Raw genomic sequence first — 16,783 nt, forward strand, 5'->3', positions numbered from 1 at the left:
GCAGTAAGCTGGAATCTCTTGCCGGATTGGTGGAATGGTAGACACGGCGCACTCAAAATGCGCTGCCGAGAGGCGTGCGGGTTCGAGTCCCGCATCCGGTACCAACCGTTACTCGTGCGAGTGACACCCTGAGGCCCGCGACACGCGGGCCTCAGCTGTTTCGAAGCTGTGCATTCGGCGCGATTTGTTGACCGTTTTCTCCCACGCGCAGAAATCTCGGAGTTATCTAAACGAGATAACGTAAGCTGGACGTGTGAATGACCAGAGTGTTGCACCGACCGCGCCCCGGCGCGTAGTCGTAGCAGAAGACGAATCCCTCATCCGCCTCGACATCGTCGAGACGCTGCGTGACAACGGATTCGACGTTGTCGGTGAGGCAGGCGACGGCGAGACCGCCGTTGCGCTCGTGAAGGAGCTCCGCCCCGACCTCGTCGTGATGGACGTGAAGATGCCGAAGCTTGATGGCATCTCGGCCGCCGAGCAGATCAACGAGGAGCACATCGCTCCCGTCGTGCTGCTGACCGCGTTCAGCCAGCGCGAGCTCGTCGAGCGCGCGACCGAGGCAGGCGCGCTCGCGTACGTCGTGAAGCCGTTCACTCCCGCCGACCTCATCCCCGCGATCGAGATCGCGCTCTCGCGCTTCCAGCAGATCGTCGCCCTCGAAAGCGAGGTCGCTGACCTCGCGGAGCGCTTTGAGACGCGTAAGCTCGTCGACCGCGCGAAGGGCATCCTCAACGACAAGATGGGCCTCTCGGAGCCCGAGGCGTTCCGCTGGATCCAGAAGGCCTCGATGGACCGCCGACTGACGATGCAGGACGTCGCGAAGACGATCATCGACCAGCTCGGGCCGAAGAAGGACTAGCTTCCGCGCCCGCGCCACGCCCGATCGGCGCGGCAACGAAAAAGACCCCGCTCTTAGCGGGGTCTTTTTCGTTTGAGCCGAGGCTACCGCTGGGGGTGCGGGGCGGTCACACCCGCCTACCTACTCCGACGGGATCGTCTTGTAGAAGTTCGTGATCCTGAGCGTCGAGCAGCGACGCCCATTGTCGTCGGTGCAGACGATCTCGTGGACGGTCATGGAGCGGCCGGCGTGAATCGGGGTGCAGACCGCCGTGATCGAGCCCGCGGAGGCGGATCCCGTGTGCGTTGCGTTAATGTCGACGCCGACGGGGAGCTTGCCCTCTGGCGCGAGGAAACCAGCGTGCATGGACCCGAGCGTCTCGCCGAGCACGGCGTACGCCCCGCCGTTCACAAGCCCGTATGGCTGGGTGTTGCCCTCGACGGGCATCGTCGCGACCGCCCGCTCTCGCGTGAACTCGGTGAGGGCGATGCCCATGCGGATAGCGAGCGCCCCGAGGCCCCGCGAGTTGATTGCGTCAAGATCTGCTTCGCCCGTTTCCGGGTTGACTCCGAAGCGGTTCAGCGCCGCTGCTTCCTGCTCTGGCATTGCCACTCTTTCAATGTCGGTTCAGCCTTGTAGGCTGGGTACGTGTCGAATAACACTCAGCAGCCTACCCTCATGGTCATCGACGGTCACTCCCTCGCTTTCCGTGCCTTTTACGCGCTTCCCGTCGATAGTTTCCAGACGCAGACGGGCCAGCACACGAACGCGATCCACGGGTTTATCTCGATGTTGATCAACCTGCTCGCGAACGAGAACCCAGACTCGCTCGCGATCGCGTTCGACATCTCGCGGCACTCGTTCCGCACGGAGGAGTACCCCGAGTACAAGGGCACGCGCGGCGAGACGCCGGTCGAGTTCAAAGGCCAGATTCCCCTCCTGCAGGAGGCCCTGCATGCGATGGGGATCCGCACCATTGAGAAGGAAGGCTACGAGGCCGACGACATCCTCGCGACGCTGTCGCTTGAGGGCGCGAACGCCGGGTACCGAGTGCTCGTGGTGAGCGGTGACCGCGACACCATCCAGCTCGTCGACGACAACGTGACGCTGCTGTACCCGTCGAAGCAGGGCGTGAGCGAACTCACCCGCTACGACGCCGACAAGGTGATGGAGCGCTACGGCGTGCGCCCCGAGCAGTACCCCGAGATCGCCGCCCTCGTCGGCGAGACGAGCGACAACCTCCCCGGCGTGCCGCGCGTCGGCGAGAAGACCGCCGTGAAGTGGATCAATCAGTTCGGGTCGCTCGAGGAGATTATTCGACGGCAAGACGAGATTGGTGGCAAGGTCGGCGAGAGCCTGCGCGAGAACGCGCACCTGGCCGAGCGTAACCGCCGCCTGAACCGCCTTGTGCGCGACGTTGAACTCGACGTGACGCTCGACGACCTCAAGCGCGGCGAGGTCGACATGGAGGCGGTGCAGCAGAAGTTCGCTGAGCTCGAATTCCGCACCCTCCTGCAGCGCGTCGCGAAGCTCGTCGGGGCAGAGGTGCCGACAGGCTCGGGCAAGCCCGCGGCGATCGGGGCGACCCTGCCCGAGGCGCGCCTGCTCATCGACGAAGAGCTCGGCGACTGGCTCTCGAAGGCGACGGCGCCCGCCGTCTACCTGTCAGAGACCGCCGGCGGCATCGACGTGGGCCTTGCCACGCCCGAGTCGACCGTGAAGCTTGTGTGGCAGCCCGGCGGCCGCGACTACGCGCAGTTTGAGGAGTGGCTCGCTTCCCCCGCACCGAAGGTGTTCTTTGATGCGAAGCAGCAGCTCAGGGTAGCCGCCGCGGCCGGCGTCACCGTCGACGGGATCGCGGGTGACGCGCTGCTCGCCGCCTGGGTGCTGCGCCCGATCGCTCCCGAGAAGACGATCGCCGAGGCCGTGTTCCGCTACCTCGGCGAAGAGGTTCCGGTTGGCGACCCGAACCAGCTCGTCCCCGAGGAGGGGAGCGTCGCCACCCCCGAGCAGCTCGCCTGGTACATCGTGCGCGTGCACACCGCGATCGTTGGGCGCTTCGAGGGCCGCACCGCTGTGGTGTACGAAGACATCGAGCTCCCGCTGCTTCCCGTGCTCGCGCAGCTTGAGGCCCGCGGCGTCGCGATCGACCTGCCGCTGCTCGAGGCCCACCACGCCGAGCTCACGGAGCGCGTCGGCGCGCTTGAGCAGCGCGCGTTCGACTCAATCGGTCACGAGGTGAACCTGTCTTCACCGAAGCAGCTTCAGCAGGTGCTCTTCGAGGAACTCGACATGCCGAAGACCCGCAAGACGAAAAGCGGGTACACGACGGATGCCGCAGCGCTCGCGGACCTCCAGCAGAAGCACCCGCACCCGTTCCTCGATTCGCTGCTCGCGCACCGCGATGCGAACAAGCTGCGCCAGATCGTCGAGACGCTCATCAAGGCTGTCGGCGCTGACGACCAGCGCATCCACACGACGCTCGTGCAGGTCGGTGCGAGCACTGGGCGCCTCGCCTCGACCGACCCGAACCTGCAGAACATCCCGGTGCGCTCTGAGGAGGGCCGCCGGATCCGCGAGGGCTTCATCCACGCGCCCGAGTACGCGACGCTGCTCACAGCCGACTACTCGCAGATCGAGATGCGCATCATGGCTCACCTGTCTGGCGACGAGGGGCTTATCGAGGCGTTCAACGCGGGGGAGGACCTCCACCGGTTCGTCGGCTCGCGTATCTTCGGCGTCGCGCCGGCTGACGTGACGAACGAGATGCGCTCGAAGGTGAAGGCGATGTCGTACGGGCTCGCGTACGGGCTTTCCGCGTTCGGGCTGTCGAAGCAGCTCACCATCTCGGCGGGGGAGGCGAAGCAGCTCATGGAGGACTACTTTGAGCGCTTCGGCGGCGTTCGCGACTACCTGCGCTCGGTTGTTGAGCAAGCGAAGCGCGACACCTACACCGAGACGATCTTCGGGCGCCGGCGTCCGTTCCCTGACCTCGCGAGCCCCAACCGGATCCTGCGCGAGAACGCCGAGCGCGCCGCGCTCAACGCCCCGATTCAGGGCTCCGCAGCCGACATCATCAAGATCGCGATGATCAGGGTCGAGCAGCATATGCGCGAGGCCGGTCTGAAGTCGCGGATGCTTCTGCAGATCCATGACGAACTCATGTTCGAGGTCGCCGAGGGCGAGCAAGAGCAGCTGCAGGGGATCGTCCACGCCGACATGTCGGGGGCGGCCCAGCTGCTCGTGCCGCTCGAGGTGCAGTTCGGGCACGGCCCGAACTGGAACGCGGCCGCGCACTAGCCTGTCCGACACGCCGCCTGCCGACAGGCGACGCGCCGTGAATGGCTACTTGCCGAGCGTGTCGCGAGCGCGTTAGACTGAACTGTCACATTTGTGGCGACTAAACCATGTCCACGTGTGGGACGTCTCGCGGAGCCGAAGCAATTCAGTTCCGGCCGCTTTGGCACGCACCCACCTGAATATCCTGTCCATTCTGGAGACCAATTACATGACGAACGCAACGACCACGAGCAAGCAGGTCGCAGTTAACGACATCGGCTCAGCCGAAGACTTCCTTGCAGCGGTCGAACTGACCATTAAGTCCTTCAACGACGGGGACCTCATTGAGGGCACCGTTGTGAAGATTGACCGCGACGAGGTTCTCCTCGACGTCGGGTTCAAGACCGAGGGTGTCATCCCCTCGCGCGAGCTGTCCATCAAGCACGACGTCAACCCCGATGAGGTTGTCAAGGTCGGCGATTCCGTTGAGGCACTCGTGCTCCAGAAGGAGGACAAGGAAGGTCGCCTGATCCTGTCCAAGAAGCGCGCTCAGTACGAGCGTGCTTGGGGCGACGTGGAGAAGGTCAAGGAGACCGAGGGTGTCGTCACCGGCACCGTCATCGAGGTTGTCAAGGGCGGCCTCATCGTTGACATCGGGCTCCGCGGCTTCCTCCCCGCATCGCTCATCGAGCTCCGCCGCGTGCGCGACCTCACCCCCTACCTCGGCCAGGAGATCGAGGCGAAGATCCTCGAGCTCGACAAGAACCGCAACAACGTTGTGCTTTCGCGTCGCGCGCTCCTCGAAGAGACCCAGTCCGCTACCCGCTCCTCGTTCCTCGCCGACCTCAAGCCCGGCCAGGTTCGCAAGGGTGTCATCTCCTCGATCGTCAACTTCGGTGCGTTCGTTGACCTCGGTGGCGTCGACGGCCTCGTGCACGTCTCGGAGCTTTCGTGGAAGCACATCGAGCACGCTTCGGACGTCGTCGAGGTTGGTCAGGAAGTCACCGTCGAGGTGCTCTCGGTCGAGCTCGATCGCGAGCGCGTCTCGCTGTCGCTGAAGGCTACGCAGGAAGATCCGTGGCAGGTGTTCGCACGCACCCACGCAATCGGCCAGATTGCTCCGGGTGCTGTCACCAAGCTCGTTCCGTTCGGCGCGTTCGTTCGCGTTGCAGACGGCATCGAGGGCCTCGTGCACATCTCCGAGCTCTCGGGTCAGCACGTTGAGCTTGCTGAGCAGGTCGTTTCGGCCGGCCAGGAAGTCTTCGTCAAGATCATCGACATCGATCTCGAGCGTCGCCGCATCTCGCTCAGCCTCAAGCAGGCGAACGAGGGCCTCGATCCCGAGGGCACCGAGTTCGATCCGGCTCTGTACGGTATGACCACCGAGTACGACGAGAACGGTGAGTACAAGTACCCCGAGGGCTTCGACCCTGAGACTCAGGAGTGGAAGGAAGGCTTCGAGAGCCAGCGCGAGAAGTGGGAGCAGGAGTACGCTGCTGCTCAGGAGCGTTGGGAAGCACACAAGAAGCAGGTCGCCGCTATGCTCGCAGAGCAGGCAGCTGCCCCCGCGCTTGACGTGCCTTCGTCCTCGAACTTCTCGAGCGACTCGGCTTCGACCGGCGCACTCGCTGACGATGAGGCACTCGCTGCCCTCAAGGCTCAGCTCGAGGGCAACTAAGCCCTAGCTAGCTCTCGCTAGCTGCCAGTCAAAGGCCCGGCCCCGCACCTGCGGTGGCCGGGCTTTTGCGTTGTCGTGCCTTCTGGTCGGCAGCGCGCGCCCCCAGGCCCCAAAACCACCCCAAATATTCCAATGAGCCCGAAACTTCGGCTAAGAATGAGGCTCATCGGAGTATTTGAGGGAGAATGGCGCGCAGACGGTGAGAACCGGGCTGGTCCGAACCCGCCTGTGCGCGGCGCTACGCCGTCAGCGCCAGCTACGCCAGCTACGCCAGCTACGCCAGCTACGCCAGCTACGCCAGCTACGCCAGCTACGCCAGCTACGCCACCTGCGCCCGCCGCGCCCGAAGTCGTCGAAGTCCGCGCACGCCGAGCAACACGATCCCGACGATGAGGGCCAGCGCGAGCAGGGGGAGGAGCACCGCGAGCACCGTCACGACCGCGGCCGCAACATCCTCAACGGTGGAGAGCACTGAAGCCCCGGCGCCCGCCGAGACGAGATTCACGAGGGGGCGCGCCACCAGCTTGAGGACGTGAGGCACGAGCGCGATGCACACGCCAATCACGAACGGCCAAAACTGGGCCGAGTTCACGAAGGCCTCGGGGTCGGTGACCGCAACGGTGGAGCTCGCCGAACCCGCGGTGAACACGAGACCACCGGAAGCTGGCCGCACGACCGTTTGGAGGATGTCGTTTGCGGTGTCGAGCGCCGGCACCTTGTCGACGACTGCTTCGATCACGAAGAGCAAGCCAAGCACGCCGAGCGCCCACTCGTTTTCGAGCCAGGCCCAGCCGGAGGGCAGCGTGAGGAGATCCGTGAAGCGCGACAGCAGCCCGAGCCCCAGCAACGGTATGTAGGCGTTCAGGCCCGCAGCCGACGCGAGCGAGAGTCCGGTGATTGCTTCGATCATGAATCCTCCTGCCCATAGCCTACGGTCACGCTAGTGTTGCCGTATGCAACTTATTGCGCTCACCGGCGGGATCGCATCAGGCAAGAGCACCGTCGGCCGACGGCTCGAAGAGCTCGGGGCGGTGCGGATCGACGCCGATCAGCTCGCGCGCGACGCCGTCGCAGCCGGTTCGCCGGGCCTGTCTCGGATCGTGTCGCGGTTCGGCGCCGAGCTGCTTGCCGCAGACGGGGAGCTGGATCGCGCCGCACTCGGCGAGCGCGTGTTTCGGGACCCCGAGGAGCTCGCTGCGCTCAACGCCATCGTGCACCCGGAGGTGCGCAGGCTCGCCGCTGAGCGCATCGCTGACGCTGAGGGGGCCGACCCTCGCGCGATCGTCGTGTATGAGATCCCGCTGTTTGTTGAGAGCGGCGCTGCCTCCGCGGAGGGCGGTTTCGCGTGGGACTGGGTGCTCGTTGCGGAGGCCCCCGCCAACACACGCATCGCGCGAATGATCGAGCTTCGCGGGATGGACGAGGGCGACGCGCGGCGCCGGATCGCGAACCAGGCCTCAGACGCCGAGCGCAGGGCCGTCGCGGATGTCGTGATCGACACGTCGGGTACGGAGCCCGACACGCTTGCGCAGGTCGACGCTTTTTGGCGCCGGATCGGCGGGCACCCCGCCGGGTGAGTGTTACCGGCTGAACTCGGCGAACCAGTTGAGCTGGAACTGTGCGACAGCGGCGATCACCAGGTACGAGATGAGCACGAGTACCCACGCCCACGAGTTCACGGCCGCGAAGGCCTTCCGAAGCCCGGGGGAGGCGTTGTAGTACCCGTTCGCCTCGGGGCGGAACGCGGTGAAGAAGAACAGCGGCAGCGTCACGCTCCACACGACCATGCACCACGGGCAGAGCGTGCCGAGGTTGAAGACGCTCTGGTAGAAGAGCCAGAAGACGAAGACCGCTCCGAGCGCGAGGCCGGCGCGGTAGAGCCACCAGAACCAGCCCGCGAACTTCGCGCCAGCGAGCATCGCCACGCCCACTGCGATCGGTGCGACGAACGCCATCAGGCCGAGGATCGTGTTGCTGAAGCCGAAGATTGAGCCCTGCCACGAGTCCATGTTCGGGCCGCAGGTCACGAGCACTGAGAGCTCACAGTTCGGAACGTAGTCCTCGACCTGCAATGTCTTGATGTACTCGGTCGCGAGCTCCCACGAGGCAAACAGCCCGATAGCGCCGAGGATGATGGTGACAATTGCGAAGCCGCGGTTGTTCGGGGCCTGTACTTCGTTAGCACTCATGTGTTGATAGTAACCCTCCTTTGCTGTGACAACGCGCCGCACGCACCGATCCTGCAATGTTCAGGATCCCCGTGACATAATGGTTACCGTTGGATAACGCCATGACGGCCTACTCCACGTACAGTCTTTGATCGCCTCAGGGTGGTCGCCGGCACGAGCCGAACGCTCACGGCAAGTGAGTGAACACACGTATTTGCGGTGATTCACCGCAGTCAATATTGGTTTCCGCGAAGTTTCACGGTCGCGGTTGAAGGAGCACACCAGCAATGGTGAATACACAAGAGAACAATGAGGGCGCGGGCGGCACTGAGCTGGATCCGACGCACCCCGCCACGAACGATGCGGTCGAAACTGTCGAAGCGGTCGACACGGATGCTGCGGCCGAGCCCAGCACCGCAGGGGACGTAGACGCAGCCAGCGAGGCAGCACCAGCCAGCGAGACAGCCCCAGCCAGCGAAACAGCACCGGCCGAGCCCGAGCCAGAGCCAGCCGCGAAGCCCCTCGCCGATGGCCTCCCGCTGGTTCTGCCGCTCGCCGACATGACTCCCGAGGAGCGATTCCGCGCAACGACGCGCCTCATCTTCCTCGCGCCCGACGTGCCGCCCGTGCAGCCGATGCCGCGCCGCAACGAACTGCGCAAGCTCGACGACATCCTCGACTCGCGCTTCCCGGGGAGCGAACCTCGCGAGCGCACGCAGCGTGACCGGAACGATCGCGACCGCAGTGACCGCGACCGGAACGACCGTGATGGCGATCGTGACGGCGACCGCGGTGGGCGCGACTCGACGAGCGCGCGCGGCAGCCGCCGCCGTCAGGGCGGGCAGGATCACGACGAGGACGAGGCTCGCCGCCCACAGCGGCAGGCGCCCGTCATCACCGAGCCCCAGAAGCTTCGCGGCTCGACGAGGCTTGAAGCGAAGAAGCAGCGCCGTCGTGACGGGCGAGACGCCGGTCGCAAGCGCATGGTCATCACCGAGTCGGAGTTCCTCGCGCGCCGCGAGTCGGTCGACCGCGAGATGATCGTTCGGACGACGGCCGATCGGATCCAGATCGGCGTGCTCGAGGACAAGGTACTCGTCGAGCACTACGTCGCGCGCTCGAGCGAGTCCTCGCTCATCGGCAATGTCTACCTCGGCCGGGTGCAGAACGTGCTCCCGAGCATGGAAGCGGCGTTCGTCGACATCGGGCGCGGGCGCAACGCCGTGCTCTACTCGGGCGAGGTTGACTGGTCAGAGTTCGAAGGTGGGAACACCGCGCGCAAGATTGAGAACGCGCTCAAGCCGGGCGACCAGGTACTCGTCCAGGTGACGAAGGATCCCGTTGGGCACAAGGGCGCGCGCCTCACGAGCCAGATCTCGCTCCCCGGCCGCTTCCTCGTCTACGTGCCGGGCGGCGCGATGAACGGCATCTCGCGGAAGCTTCCCGACACCGAACGTGCGCGGCTCAAGAAGATCCTCAAGGAGGTGCTGCCGAGCGGCGCAGGCGTCATCGTGCGCACCGCGGCGGAGGGTGCGACCGAGGATCAGCTCACGCACGACGTACAGCGCCTCACGCGCCAGTGGGAGTCGATCCAGGCGCGCGTCAAGAAGGGTGGAGGGCCAGCGATGCTGCACTCCGAGCCCGACATGCTCATCAAGATTGTGCGCGACGTCTTCAACGAAGACTTCCTCCGCATGCGGATTGAGGGCGCTGAGACCCACGAGGTGATCGAGAACTACCTCTCCGCCGTCGCCCCCGACCTCATGCAGCGCGTTGAGCGCTACGAGGGGGAGCGCGACATCTTTGACGAGTTCCGCGTCACCGAGCAGATCGCGAAGGCGCTTGACCGCAAGGTCTGGCTGCCGTCGGGCGGTTCGCTCGTGATTGACCGCACCGAGGCGATGACGGTTGTTGACGTGAACACGGGCAAATTCGTGGGTGCCGGCGGCAACCTCGAGGAGACGGTCACCAAGAACAACCTCGAATCCGCCGAAGAGATCGTGCGCCAGCTGCGCCTGCGCGACATCGGCGGCATCATCGTGATCGACTTCATCGACATGGTGCTCGAATCGAACCGCGACCTCGTGCTCCGGAGGCTCATCGAGTGCCTGGGGCGCGACCGCACGAAGCACCAGGTCGCCGAGGTGACCTCGCTTGGGCTCGTACAGATGACCCGCAAGAAGCTTGGCCTCGGCCTGCTTGAGTCGTTCAGCGAGCCGTGTGAGGTGTGCGCCGGTCGAGGCGTGATCGTGCACCACGAGCCCGTGCACCGGCACCGCAGCGAGTCGAACGGCCGCCAGAAGCGCGGCGGCGGCAACTCGGGCGGCGGGAACCACAACGGCGGCGGCCAGAACGGTGGCGGCCAGAAGGGGCAGACCGAGCCCAAGGCGCAGACGCACGCGATCAGCGATGGCGCGAAGAACATGCTCGCGCAGGTCGCGGCCTCGACCATTCCGGCGGCAAAGCAGTCGGAGGAGTCGGGTTCGGGCGACGAAACCCAGGTGACGGGTATCGTCGGCAAGGCACAGGCACAGGCACAGGCACAGGGCTATAGGACAAAAAGTGTGTAACGAATCCCGATCTACCCGCACCAGCATGCCGTAGTACGAGGTTCGCTATACCCCGGCACCATTAACCGTGCCGAAAACAACCAACTCGTCCACCTGTCTGGTATGCGGCAACGCGCTCGTGAAGAACGGTTTCACGAGCGCGGGAACCAGGTGCTGGAGATGCCTGAACTGCGGCAGCTCCTCAACCAGGAAACGGGCAGACCTCACCCGCCGGCACACCCTCGACCGGTTCCTGTCCTGGCTCCTGGGCAAGGACTCACAAGCCGAAGCCGCGGAACGAGTCTCAGACCGAACCTTCCGCCGGGAGATCGAATGGTGCTGGCAAATCAGGCCAACGCTCCCGACCGTGACGATACCGCCGAGGTGCGTGATCGTGGACGGAACGTACGTTGGTGGATGGTGTCTCCTGGTCGCGCTCGATGAGGACCTCACCCCGCTCGCGTTCCAGTGGTGCTCGACCGAAACCCAGGCCGCGTGGGGTGCGTTGTTCGCGCAGATCCCTGCCCCACTCGTGGTGGTGTGTGATGGCGGGCCAGGCCTGAACGCGGCACTCAAAACAGTGTGGCCGGATACGCGCGTGCAGCGTTGCATCTTCCACGTCCTGATGAACATACGCACCCATCTCACCTGGAGACCCCGCACCGTTGCTGGGCAGACGCTCCTCGCGCTCACAAAACAGCTTTCACAAGTACAAACGCCAGAGGACGCTCTCGGCTGGCTCAAGCGGTTGAACGCCTGGCATTCGATCTACGGACGCCTCACTCGTGAACGCTCGTACGCGAGGCGCAGACTCAAGGACGGGTCATGGGACTCACCCACCGGGAAACAGTGGTGGTACACCCACGACCGGCTTCGGAAGGCGTACCGGCTCCTCACCGAGATCCAACGCCGCGGACACCTGTTCACTTTCGTTCAGATCGATATCCCCAGAACCACGAGCGGCCTCGAGGGAGCCTTCAACTCGGTCCTGAAAACACTCCTCCGATTCCATCGCGGAATGCCCACCGTCCATCAGAAACGCGTCGCGGAATGGTTCGCTCTAAAACAAGCAGGACTGCTCCAGACCGCGCACTCGTTCATCACGCACGAAGTGATCAACCCGCCAGTGAACCCACGCCCCCGGTTCACGGAACCAGACCCGAGCCCCGAGCTCTACGGCACCGGCCTTGACGCCAGCGAAGGCCTCTGGCTACGCAAAGGATGGGGAGGGCGGACCTGACACGCCCAACGGTTTACACACTTTTTGTCCTATAGGCCCAGGCACAGGCACAAGCTCCGGCTGCCGCGCTCGAGAGCGTGCTTGACGCGCTCCCCGACGCGCCACCCGCTGGCGCCTCGAAGTCGCGCAACCGGCGGGTGAGCTCGCGTGCGGGTGCGCCCGCAAGCGCCCCGAAAGCGGCGCACAAGACGTCCCAGCGCTCCGGCGCTGAGGAGACCGCGGCATCGGCAGGGGCGGCGGCGCTTGCCGCTGAGCTTGCTGAGACCGTGGGTAAGGGAGAGGCGAGCCGTGAAAACGGCGCGTCTGCCGAGGCACCCGCTGTCACTGACAGCGGTGCCCCGAAGCGCGGCGCGCGTACGCGTTCGTCGCGCGCGCAGTCAGCGGCGGGCTCCAAGCCCGCGGCCGAGGCCGCCTCGACCGGGGGCTCCGCCCTCGATCCTGAGCGGATGCTGCTCGACGCGCTCGACGCCAGGACCGGCGGTCGTGGCGGGGCGCAGACTGACACGCCGACCCTTATTTGACCGGACGCGATAATTCGCGTTATTATTGACCGTTGTGCGTACTCGCTTTTGAGGCGAGAAGTGCACGTATGACTTCGATCGTGACGGGTTCGCGATTCGACACGATTAAGACGATCCTCGAGAGATGGGTGACCAAGTGGTTTACGCAGTAGTGCGCACAAGCGGACGACAGGAGAAGGTCGAGGTTGGCTCGATCATCACTGTAAACCGTGTATCGGGAGACGCTAAGGGCAACATTGAGCTCCCGGCTGTTCTCCTCGTTGACGGCGACAAGGTGACGAGCGACGCTTCGGCTCTCGCAAAGGTGAAGGTTACGGCCGAGGTCCTTGACGACCTTCGTGGGCCGAAGATCGTCATCCAGCGTTACAAGAACAAGACCGGTTACAAGAGCCGCCAGGGGCACCGTCAGGATCTGACGCGCCTCAAGGTCACCGGCATCAAGTAACACTTTTAGACTCTAAGGAGACAGACCAATGGCATCCAAGAAGGGCGTCGGCTCCAGCAAGAACGGCCGCGACTCGAACGCACAGCGCCTCGGCGTGAAGCGCTTCGGTGGGCAGCAGGTGAACGCCGGCGAGATCATCGTGCGTCAGCGCGGAACCCACTTCCACCCCGGCGTCAACGTTGGCCGTGGCGGAGACGACACGCTGTTCGCTCTCGCAGCGGGCGCAGTCGAGTTCGGTGCGAAGGGTGGCCGCAAGGTCGTCAACATCGTCGCCGCTGCGTAAGTAGTTCGGTATCGACAAAGGCGAGCTTCGGCTCGCCTTTTGTCGTATCTGGCCGGATGGTGCGTGCCCGCAGGGCGCGCACACGACGTAATCCGGTGTCGCTTTGGCGCGTGCGTCAGGCAAAATGTAGTTACTCGATCGCGTCTTCGGGTCGGAAGGGGAATCTCTCATGGTGACGTTCGTGGATCAGGTCCAACTGCACCTGCAGGCGGGTCGAGGCGGAAACGGCTGTGTCTCTGTTCGGCGCGAGAAATTTAAGCCGCTGGCCGGGCCAGACGGCGGTGCTGGCGGCAACGGTGGCACGATCGTGCTGCTCGCAGACCCGCAGGTGACGACGCTGCTCGAGTACCACCGCAGGCCCCACCGCTCTGCCGAGAACGGAGCGTACGGCGCGGGCGACTACCGCGCGGGTGCGCACGGGGCTGAGCTCGTGCTCCCCGTTCCCGTCGGAACCGTGGTGAAGGACACCGAGGGGGAGGTGCTCGCAGACCTCACCGAGGCCGGCACCCGCTTCGTCGTCGCTGAGGGCGGCCTCGGCGGGCTCGGTAACCACGCGCTCGCGAGCCAGAAGCGCAAGGCCCCTGGCTTCGCGCTGCTCGGCACCGAGGGTTGGGCAGGCGACGTCACGCTCGAGCTCAAGACAATCGCAGACGTCGCGCTCGTGGGGCTCCCGTCTGCCGGTAAGTCGAGCCTCATCGCTGCGATGAGCGCAGCCCGGCCCAAGATCGCGGACTACCCGTTCACGACGCTGCACCCGAACCTCGGCGTCGTCGAGGCCGGTTCGACCCGCTTCACCGTCGCCGACGTACCGGGACTCATCGAGGGCGCGAGCGAGGGCAAGGGCCTCGGCCTCGACTTCCTGCGCCACGTCGAGCGCTGCAGCGCGCTGCTCCACGTGCTCGACTGCGCGACGCTCGAGCCCGGGCGCGACCCGCTCTCCGACCTTGAGATCATCAAGAAGGAGCTCGCGGCGTATGAGGTCCCCGAAGGGCAGATCCCGCTGCTCGACCGCCCGCAGCTCGTCGCGCTGAACAAGATCGACGTGCCCGAGGCTCGCGAGCTCGCCGAGTTCGTGCGGCCCGACCTCGAGGCGATGGGGTACCGCGTCTTCGAGATCTCGACGGCGTCGCGTGAGGGCCTCCGTGAGCTCGGCTTCGCGCTCGCCGAGGTCGTCGAGGACGCCCGCGCGAAGGAGCAGGCAGAGAGCGAGCGCCTCGAGCGCATCGTGCTGACGCCGAAGGCGGTGGATCGCCAGGCCGGCTTCCGCGTCGTCACCGAGGGCGGCACCTACGGCACGCTCTTCCGCGTGCTCGGGCAGAAGCCCGAGCGCTGGGTGCAGCAGACCGACTTCCAGAACGACGAGGCTGTCGGCTACCTCGCCGACAGGCTGCAGAAGCTCGGCATCGAGGACGCGCTAGTGAAGGCCGGCGCGGTCGCCGGGTCGACCGTCGTGATTGGCCCGGGCCAGGGCGTCGTCTTCGACTGGGAGCCGTCGCTCACGAGCGCCGCTGAGGTGCAGGTTGGTGTCCGCGGCAGCGACGACAGGCTCGACGGGCCCCAGCGTCGCACCAACAAGCAGCGCCGTTCCGATTACCACGACCTCATGGACGCGAAAGCCGCCGCCCGTGAGCAGCTCGAGGAGGAGCGTCGCTCAGGGATGTGGGAGTCCACCGAGTGAGCGAGGCGGGAACGCGCGGGCAGACCCTGCTCGCGGCGCGGCGGGTCGTCGTCAAGGTGGGATCCTCGTCCGTGTCCGGCGACAATGCAGGCCAGATCCCCGTCCTCGTTGATTCACTCGCGCGCCTCCGCGCCGCCGGCGCCGAGGTGATCCTCGTCTCCAGCGGCGCGATCGCGACCGGCGTGCCGTTCTTGAACATCGACGCGCGGCCCGACGACCTGGCGACCCAGCAGGCCGCGGCCGCGGTGGGCCAGAACATTCTCGTGAACCGCTACCAGCGCGCGCTGAGCAGCCACGACCTCGTCGCGGGGCAGGTGCTCCTCACCGCGCACGACATGGAGAACCCGACCCACCGCGGCAACGCGCGTCGCGCGCTCGAGCGGCTGCTCGCCCTCGGCACCGTGCCGATCATCAACGAGAACGATACGGTCGCAACCCACGAGATCCGCTTCGGTGACAACGACAGGCTCGCCGCGCTCGTTGCCCGACTTGTCGAGGCTGACCAGCTCGTGCTGCTCTCCGACATCGACGCCCTCTACACCGCGCCGCCGGAGGTTGTCGGCGCGGAGCGGATCGCGAGCGTGCCCTACGGCGACCCGCTTGATGGGGTTCGCATTGGCGAGAGCCAGTCGGGCTGGGGCACCGGGGGAGCGGCCACCAAGGTGCAGGCGGCCCGGCTCGCCGCTGACGCGGGCACTACCGTGCTGCTCACCGAGGCGCGGCTGCTCGCCGCGGTGCTCGACGGTGCTGATCACGGGACGCTCTTCGGCGCCGCTTCTCGCTAGCCCGCGCGGGCTAGAATGGCGTCATGTCTAGCAATGATGCCTTCGTTGATCTCCTGACCCGCGCGAAGCAGGCGTCGCGCAAACTCGCGACCGCCACGACCGCGACGAAGAACGCCGCGCTCGAGGATATGGCGCGCGCGCTCGAGGGCGCGATCCCGGAAATCATTGCGGCAAACGAGCTTGACCTCGCCCGCGGCGTCGAGAACAACATCGGCGACGGGCTGCTCGACAGGCTGAGGCTCGACGAAGAACGCATCCTCGGGCTAGCGGCGGCCGTTCGCGAGATCATCGCGCTCCCCGACCCGGTCGGCCAGATCGTGCGCGGCAGCACGCTGCCCAACGGGATCACGATCGCCCAGACGCGGGTGCCCTTTGGCGTGGTTGGCGCGATTTATGAGGCGCGGCCGAATGTGACCGTCGATATTGCGGCGCTCGCGCTGAAGAGCGGCAACGGGGCGGTCCTCCGGGGTGGCTCTGCGGCGGAGAACTCGAACCGCGTGCTCGTGCGGCTCATCCAGGAGTCGGTCAGGCGGAGCGGCATCGACGGCAACGCATTTCAGACGATTGACCCGTTCGGGCGTGAGGGCGCGGGGCGCCTCATGCGGGCCCGCGGGTACGTGGATGTGCTCATTCCCCGCGGCAGCGCTGGCCTCATCTCGACGGTCGTGAACGAGTCAACGGTGCCCGTGATTGAAACCGGCGCCGGTATTGTCCACGTCTACGTCGACGCCTCGGCCGACTTTGATATGGCGCACTCGATCGTCGTGAACGCGAAGACCCACAGGCCGAGCGTCTGCAACTCTGCCGAAACGCTGCTCGTGCACGCCGACCAGGTGGGGGAACTGCTTCCGAGCATTCTCGCGGTGCTCGAGCAGCGCGGTGTCGTGCTGTATGGCGACGAGCGCGCGCGGGCGGCCGGCGCACGCGAGGCCGCGACCGACGAAACCTGGGCGACCGAGCACCTCGACCTTGCGATGGGGGTGCGTGTCGTGGATTCGCTTGACGAAGCGATCGCACACATCGATACTTACTCGACGAAGCACACCGAGTCGATCGTGACGAGCGATTTCGCGAACGCCGAGCGCTTCCTCGCCGAGGTCGACTCCGCCGTGGTGATGGTGAACTCCTCGACCAGGTTCACTGACGGCGGTGAGTTCGGGTTCGGCGCCGAAGTGGGCATTTCCACCCAGAAGATGCACGCGCGCGGCCCGATGGGGCTCGCGGAACTCACGAGCACGAAGTGGCTTGTGCGTGGCACTGGGCAGATTCGCTAGCCAAACCCTGTAGGCTTGTAGTAAGTATTTCTGCCATAGGAA

The 16,783-nt window shown here is 65.7% G+C and carries 15 protein-coding genes and 1 tRNA gene; 13 read left to right on the forward strand and 3 right to left on the reverse strand.

Translation table 11 applies throughout. The annotated features are described in order from the left end of the window. Window positions 1-20 precede the first annotated feature (20 nt). Window positions 21-104, forward strand: a tRNA-Leu gene (locus FB468_RS01485). A 149-nt stretch (window positions 105-253) separates the two neighbouring features. Next, complete coding sequence (locus FB468_RS01490; protein WP_042544218.1) at window positions 254-862, forward strand: ANTAR domain-containing response regulator; 609 nt, start codon at window positions 254-256, stop codon at window positions 860-862. A gap of 120 nt (window positions 863-982) precedes the next feature. Here the strand turns inward: FB468_RS01490 and FB468_RS01495 are convergent, their stop codons facing one another. Then, a complete protein-coding gene (locus FB468_RS01495; RefSeq protein ID WP_141885788.1) occupies window positions 983-1,447 on the reverse strand; it encodes a hotdog fold thioesterase in 465 nt (154 codons plus the stop codon). A 72-nt stretch (window positions 1,448-1,519) separates the two neighbouring features. On the opposite strand from FB468_RS01495, the gene polA reads away from it, so the two are divergent. Then, complete coding sequence (gene polA / locus FB468_RS01500; RefSeq protein ID WP_141888052.1) at window positions 1,520-4,141, forward strand: DNA polymerase I; 2,622 nt, start codon at window positions 1,520-1,522, stop codon at window positions 4,139-4,141. A gap of 208 nt (window positions 4,142-4,349) precedes the next feature. After that, a complete protein-coding gene (gene rpsA / locus FB468_RS01505) occupies window positions 4,350-5,798 on the forward strand; it encodes a 30S ribosomal protein S1 (RefSeq protein ID WP_141885789.1) in 1,449 nt (482 codons plus the stop codon). A 319-nt stretch (window positions 5,799-6,117) separates the two neighbouring features. Here the strand turns inward: rpsA and FB468_RS01515 are convergent, their stop codons facing one another. After that, on the reverse strand, window positions 6,118-6,708 hold the full coding sequence (locus FB468_RS01515; RefSeq protein ID WP_141885790.1) for a DUF4126 domain-containing protein: 591 nt from the start codon (window positions 6,706-6,708) through the stop codon (window positions 6,118-6,120). A 43-nt stretch (window positions 6,709-6,751) separates the two neighbouring features. On the opposite strand from FB468_RS01515, the gene coaE reads away from it, so the two are divergent. Further along, window positions 6,752-7,375 (forward strand): dephospho-CoA kinase, encoded by a 624-nt coding sequence (gene coaE / locus FB468_RS01520; RefSeq protein ID WP_141885791.1) that lies wholly within the window; start codon window positions 6,752-6,754, stop codon window positions 7,373-7,375. Between the two features lie 3 nt (window positions 7,376-7,378). On the opposite strand, the gene FB468_RS01525 is transcribed toward coaE, so the two are convergent. Continuing rightward, entirely contained in the window at window positions 7,379-7,987 is a 609-nt protein-coding gene (locus tag FB468_RS01525) for a vitamin K epoxide reductase family protein (protein ID WP_141885792.1), read from the reverse strand. Between the two features lie 266 nt (window positions 7,988-8,253). On the opposite strand from FB468_RS01525, the gene FB468_RS01530 reads away from it, so the two are divergent. From FB468_RS01530 to FB468_RS01565, 8 genes are all read left to right on the forward strand, one after another. Further along, entirely contained in the window at window positions 8,254-10,536 is a 2,283-nt protein-coding gene (locus FB468_RS01530; protein ID WP_141885793.1) for an Rne/Rng family ribonuclease, read from the forward strand. Between the two features lie 67 nt (window positions 10,537-10,603). Then, entirely contained in the window at window positions 10,604-11,755 is a 1,152-nt protein-coding gene (locus FB468_RS01535; protein ID WP_141885794.1) for an IS1249 family transposase, read from the forward strand. A gap of 77 nt (window positions 11,756-11,832) precedes the next feature. Next, complete coding sequence (locus FB468_RS01540) at window positions 11,833-12,276, forward strand: hypothetical protein (RefSeq protein WP_141885795.1); 444 nt, start codon at window positions 11,833-11,835, stop codon at window positions 12,274-12,276. A gap of 136 nt (window positions 12,277-12,412) precedes the next feature. Further along, a complete protein-coding gene (rplU, locus tag FB468_RS01545; RefSeq protein WP_141888053.1) occupies window positions 12,413-12,721 on the forward strand; it encodes a 50S ribosomal protein L21 in 309 nt (102 codons plus the stop codon). A 28-nt stretch (window positions 12,722-12,749) separates the two neighbouring features. Next, window positions 12,750-13,004 (forward strand): 50S ribosomal protein L27, encoded by a 255-nt coding sequence (gene rpmA, locus FB468_RS01550; protein ID WP_119279429.1) that lies wholly within the window; start codon window positions 12,750-12,752, stop codon window positions 13,002-13,004. Between the two features lie 169 nt (window positions 13,005-13,173). Continuing rightward, window positions 13,174-14,682, forward strand: coding sequence for a GTPase ObgE (gene obgE, locus FB468_RS01555; RefSeq protein WP_141885796.1), 1,509 nt, complete (start codon window positions 13,174-13,176; stop codon window positions 14,680-14,682). Further along, on the forward strand, window positions 14,679-15,467 hold the full coding sequence (proB, locus tag FB468_RS01560) for a glutamate 5-kinase (protein ID WP_246055681.1): 789 nt from the start codon (window positions 14,679-14,681) through the stop codon (window positions 15,465-15,467). Before obgE ends, proB begins: the two co-directional genes overlap by 4 nt. 23 nt (window positions 15,468-15,490) lie before the next feature. Further along, complete coding sequence (locus FB468_RS01565; RefSeq protein WP_141885797.1) at window positions 15,491-16,741, forward strand: glutamate-5-semialdehyde dehydrogenase; 1,251 nt, start codon at window positions 15,491-15,493, stop codon at window positions 16,739-16,741. Window positions 16,742-16,783 lie beyond the last annotated feature (42 nt).

The sequence above is a fragment of the Leucobacter komagatae genome, from assembly GCF_006716085.1.
In the GTDB taxonomy this organism is placed as follows: Bacteria; Actinomycetota; Actinomycetes; order Actinomycetales; family Microbacteriaceae; genus Leucobacter; species Leucobacter komagatae.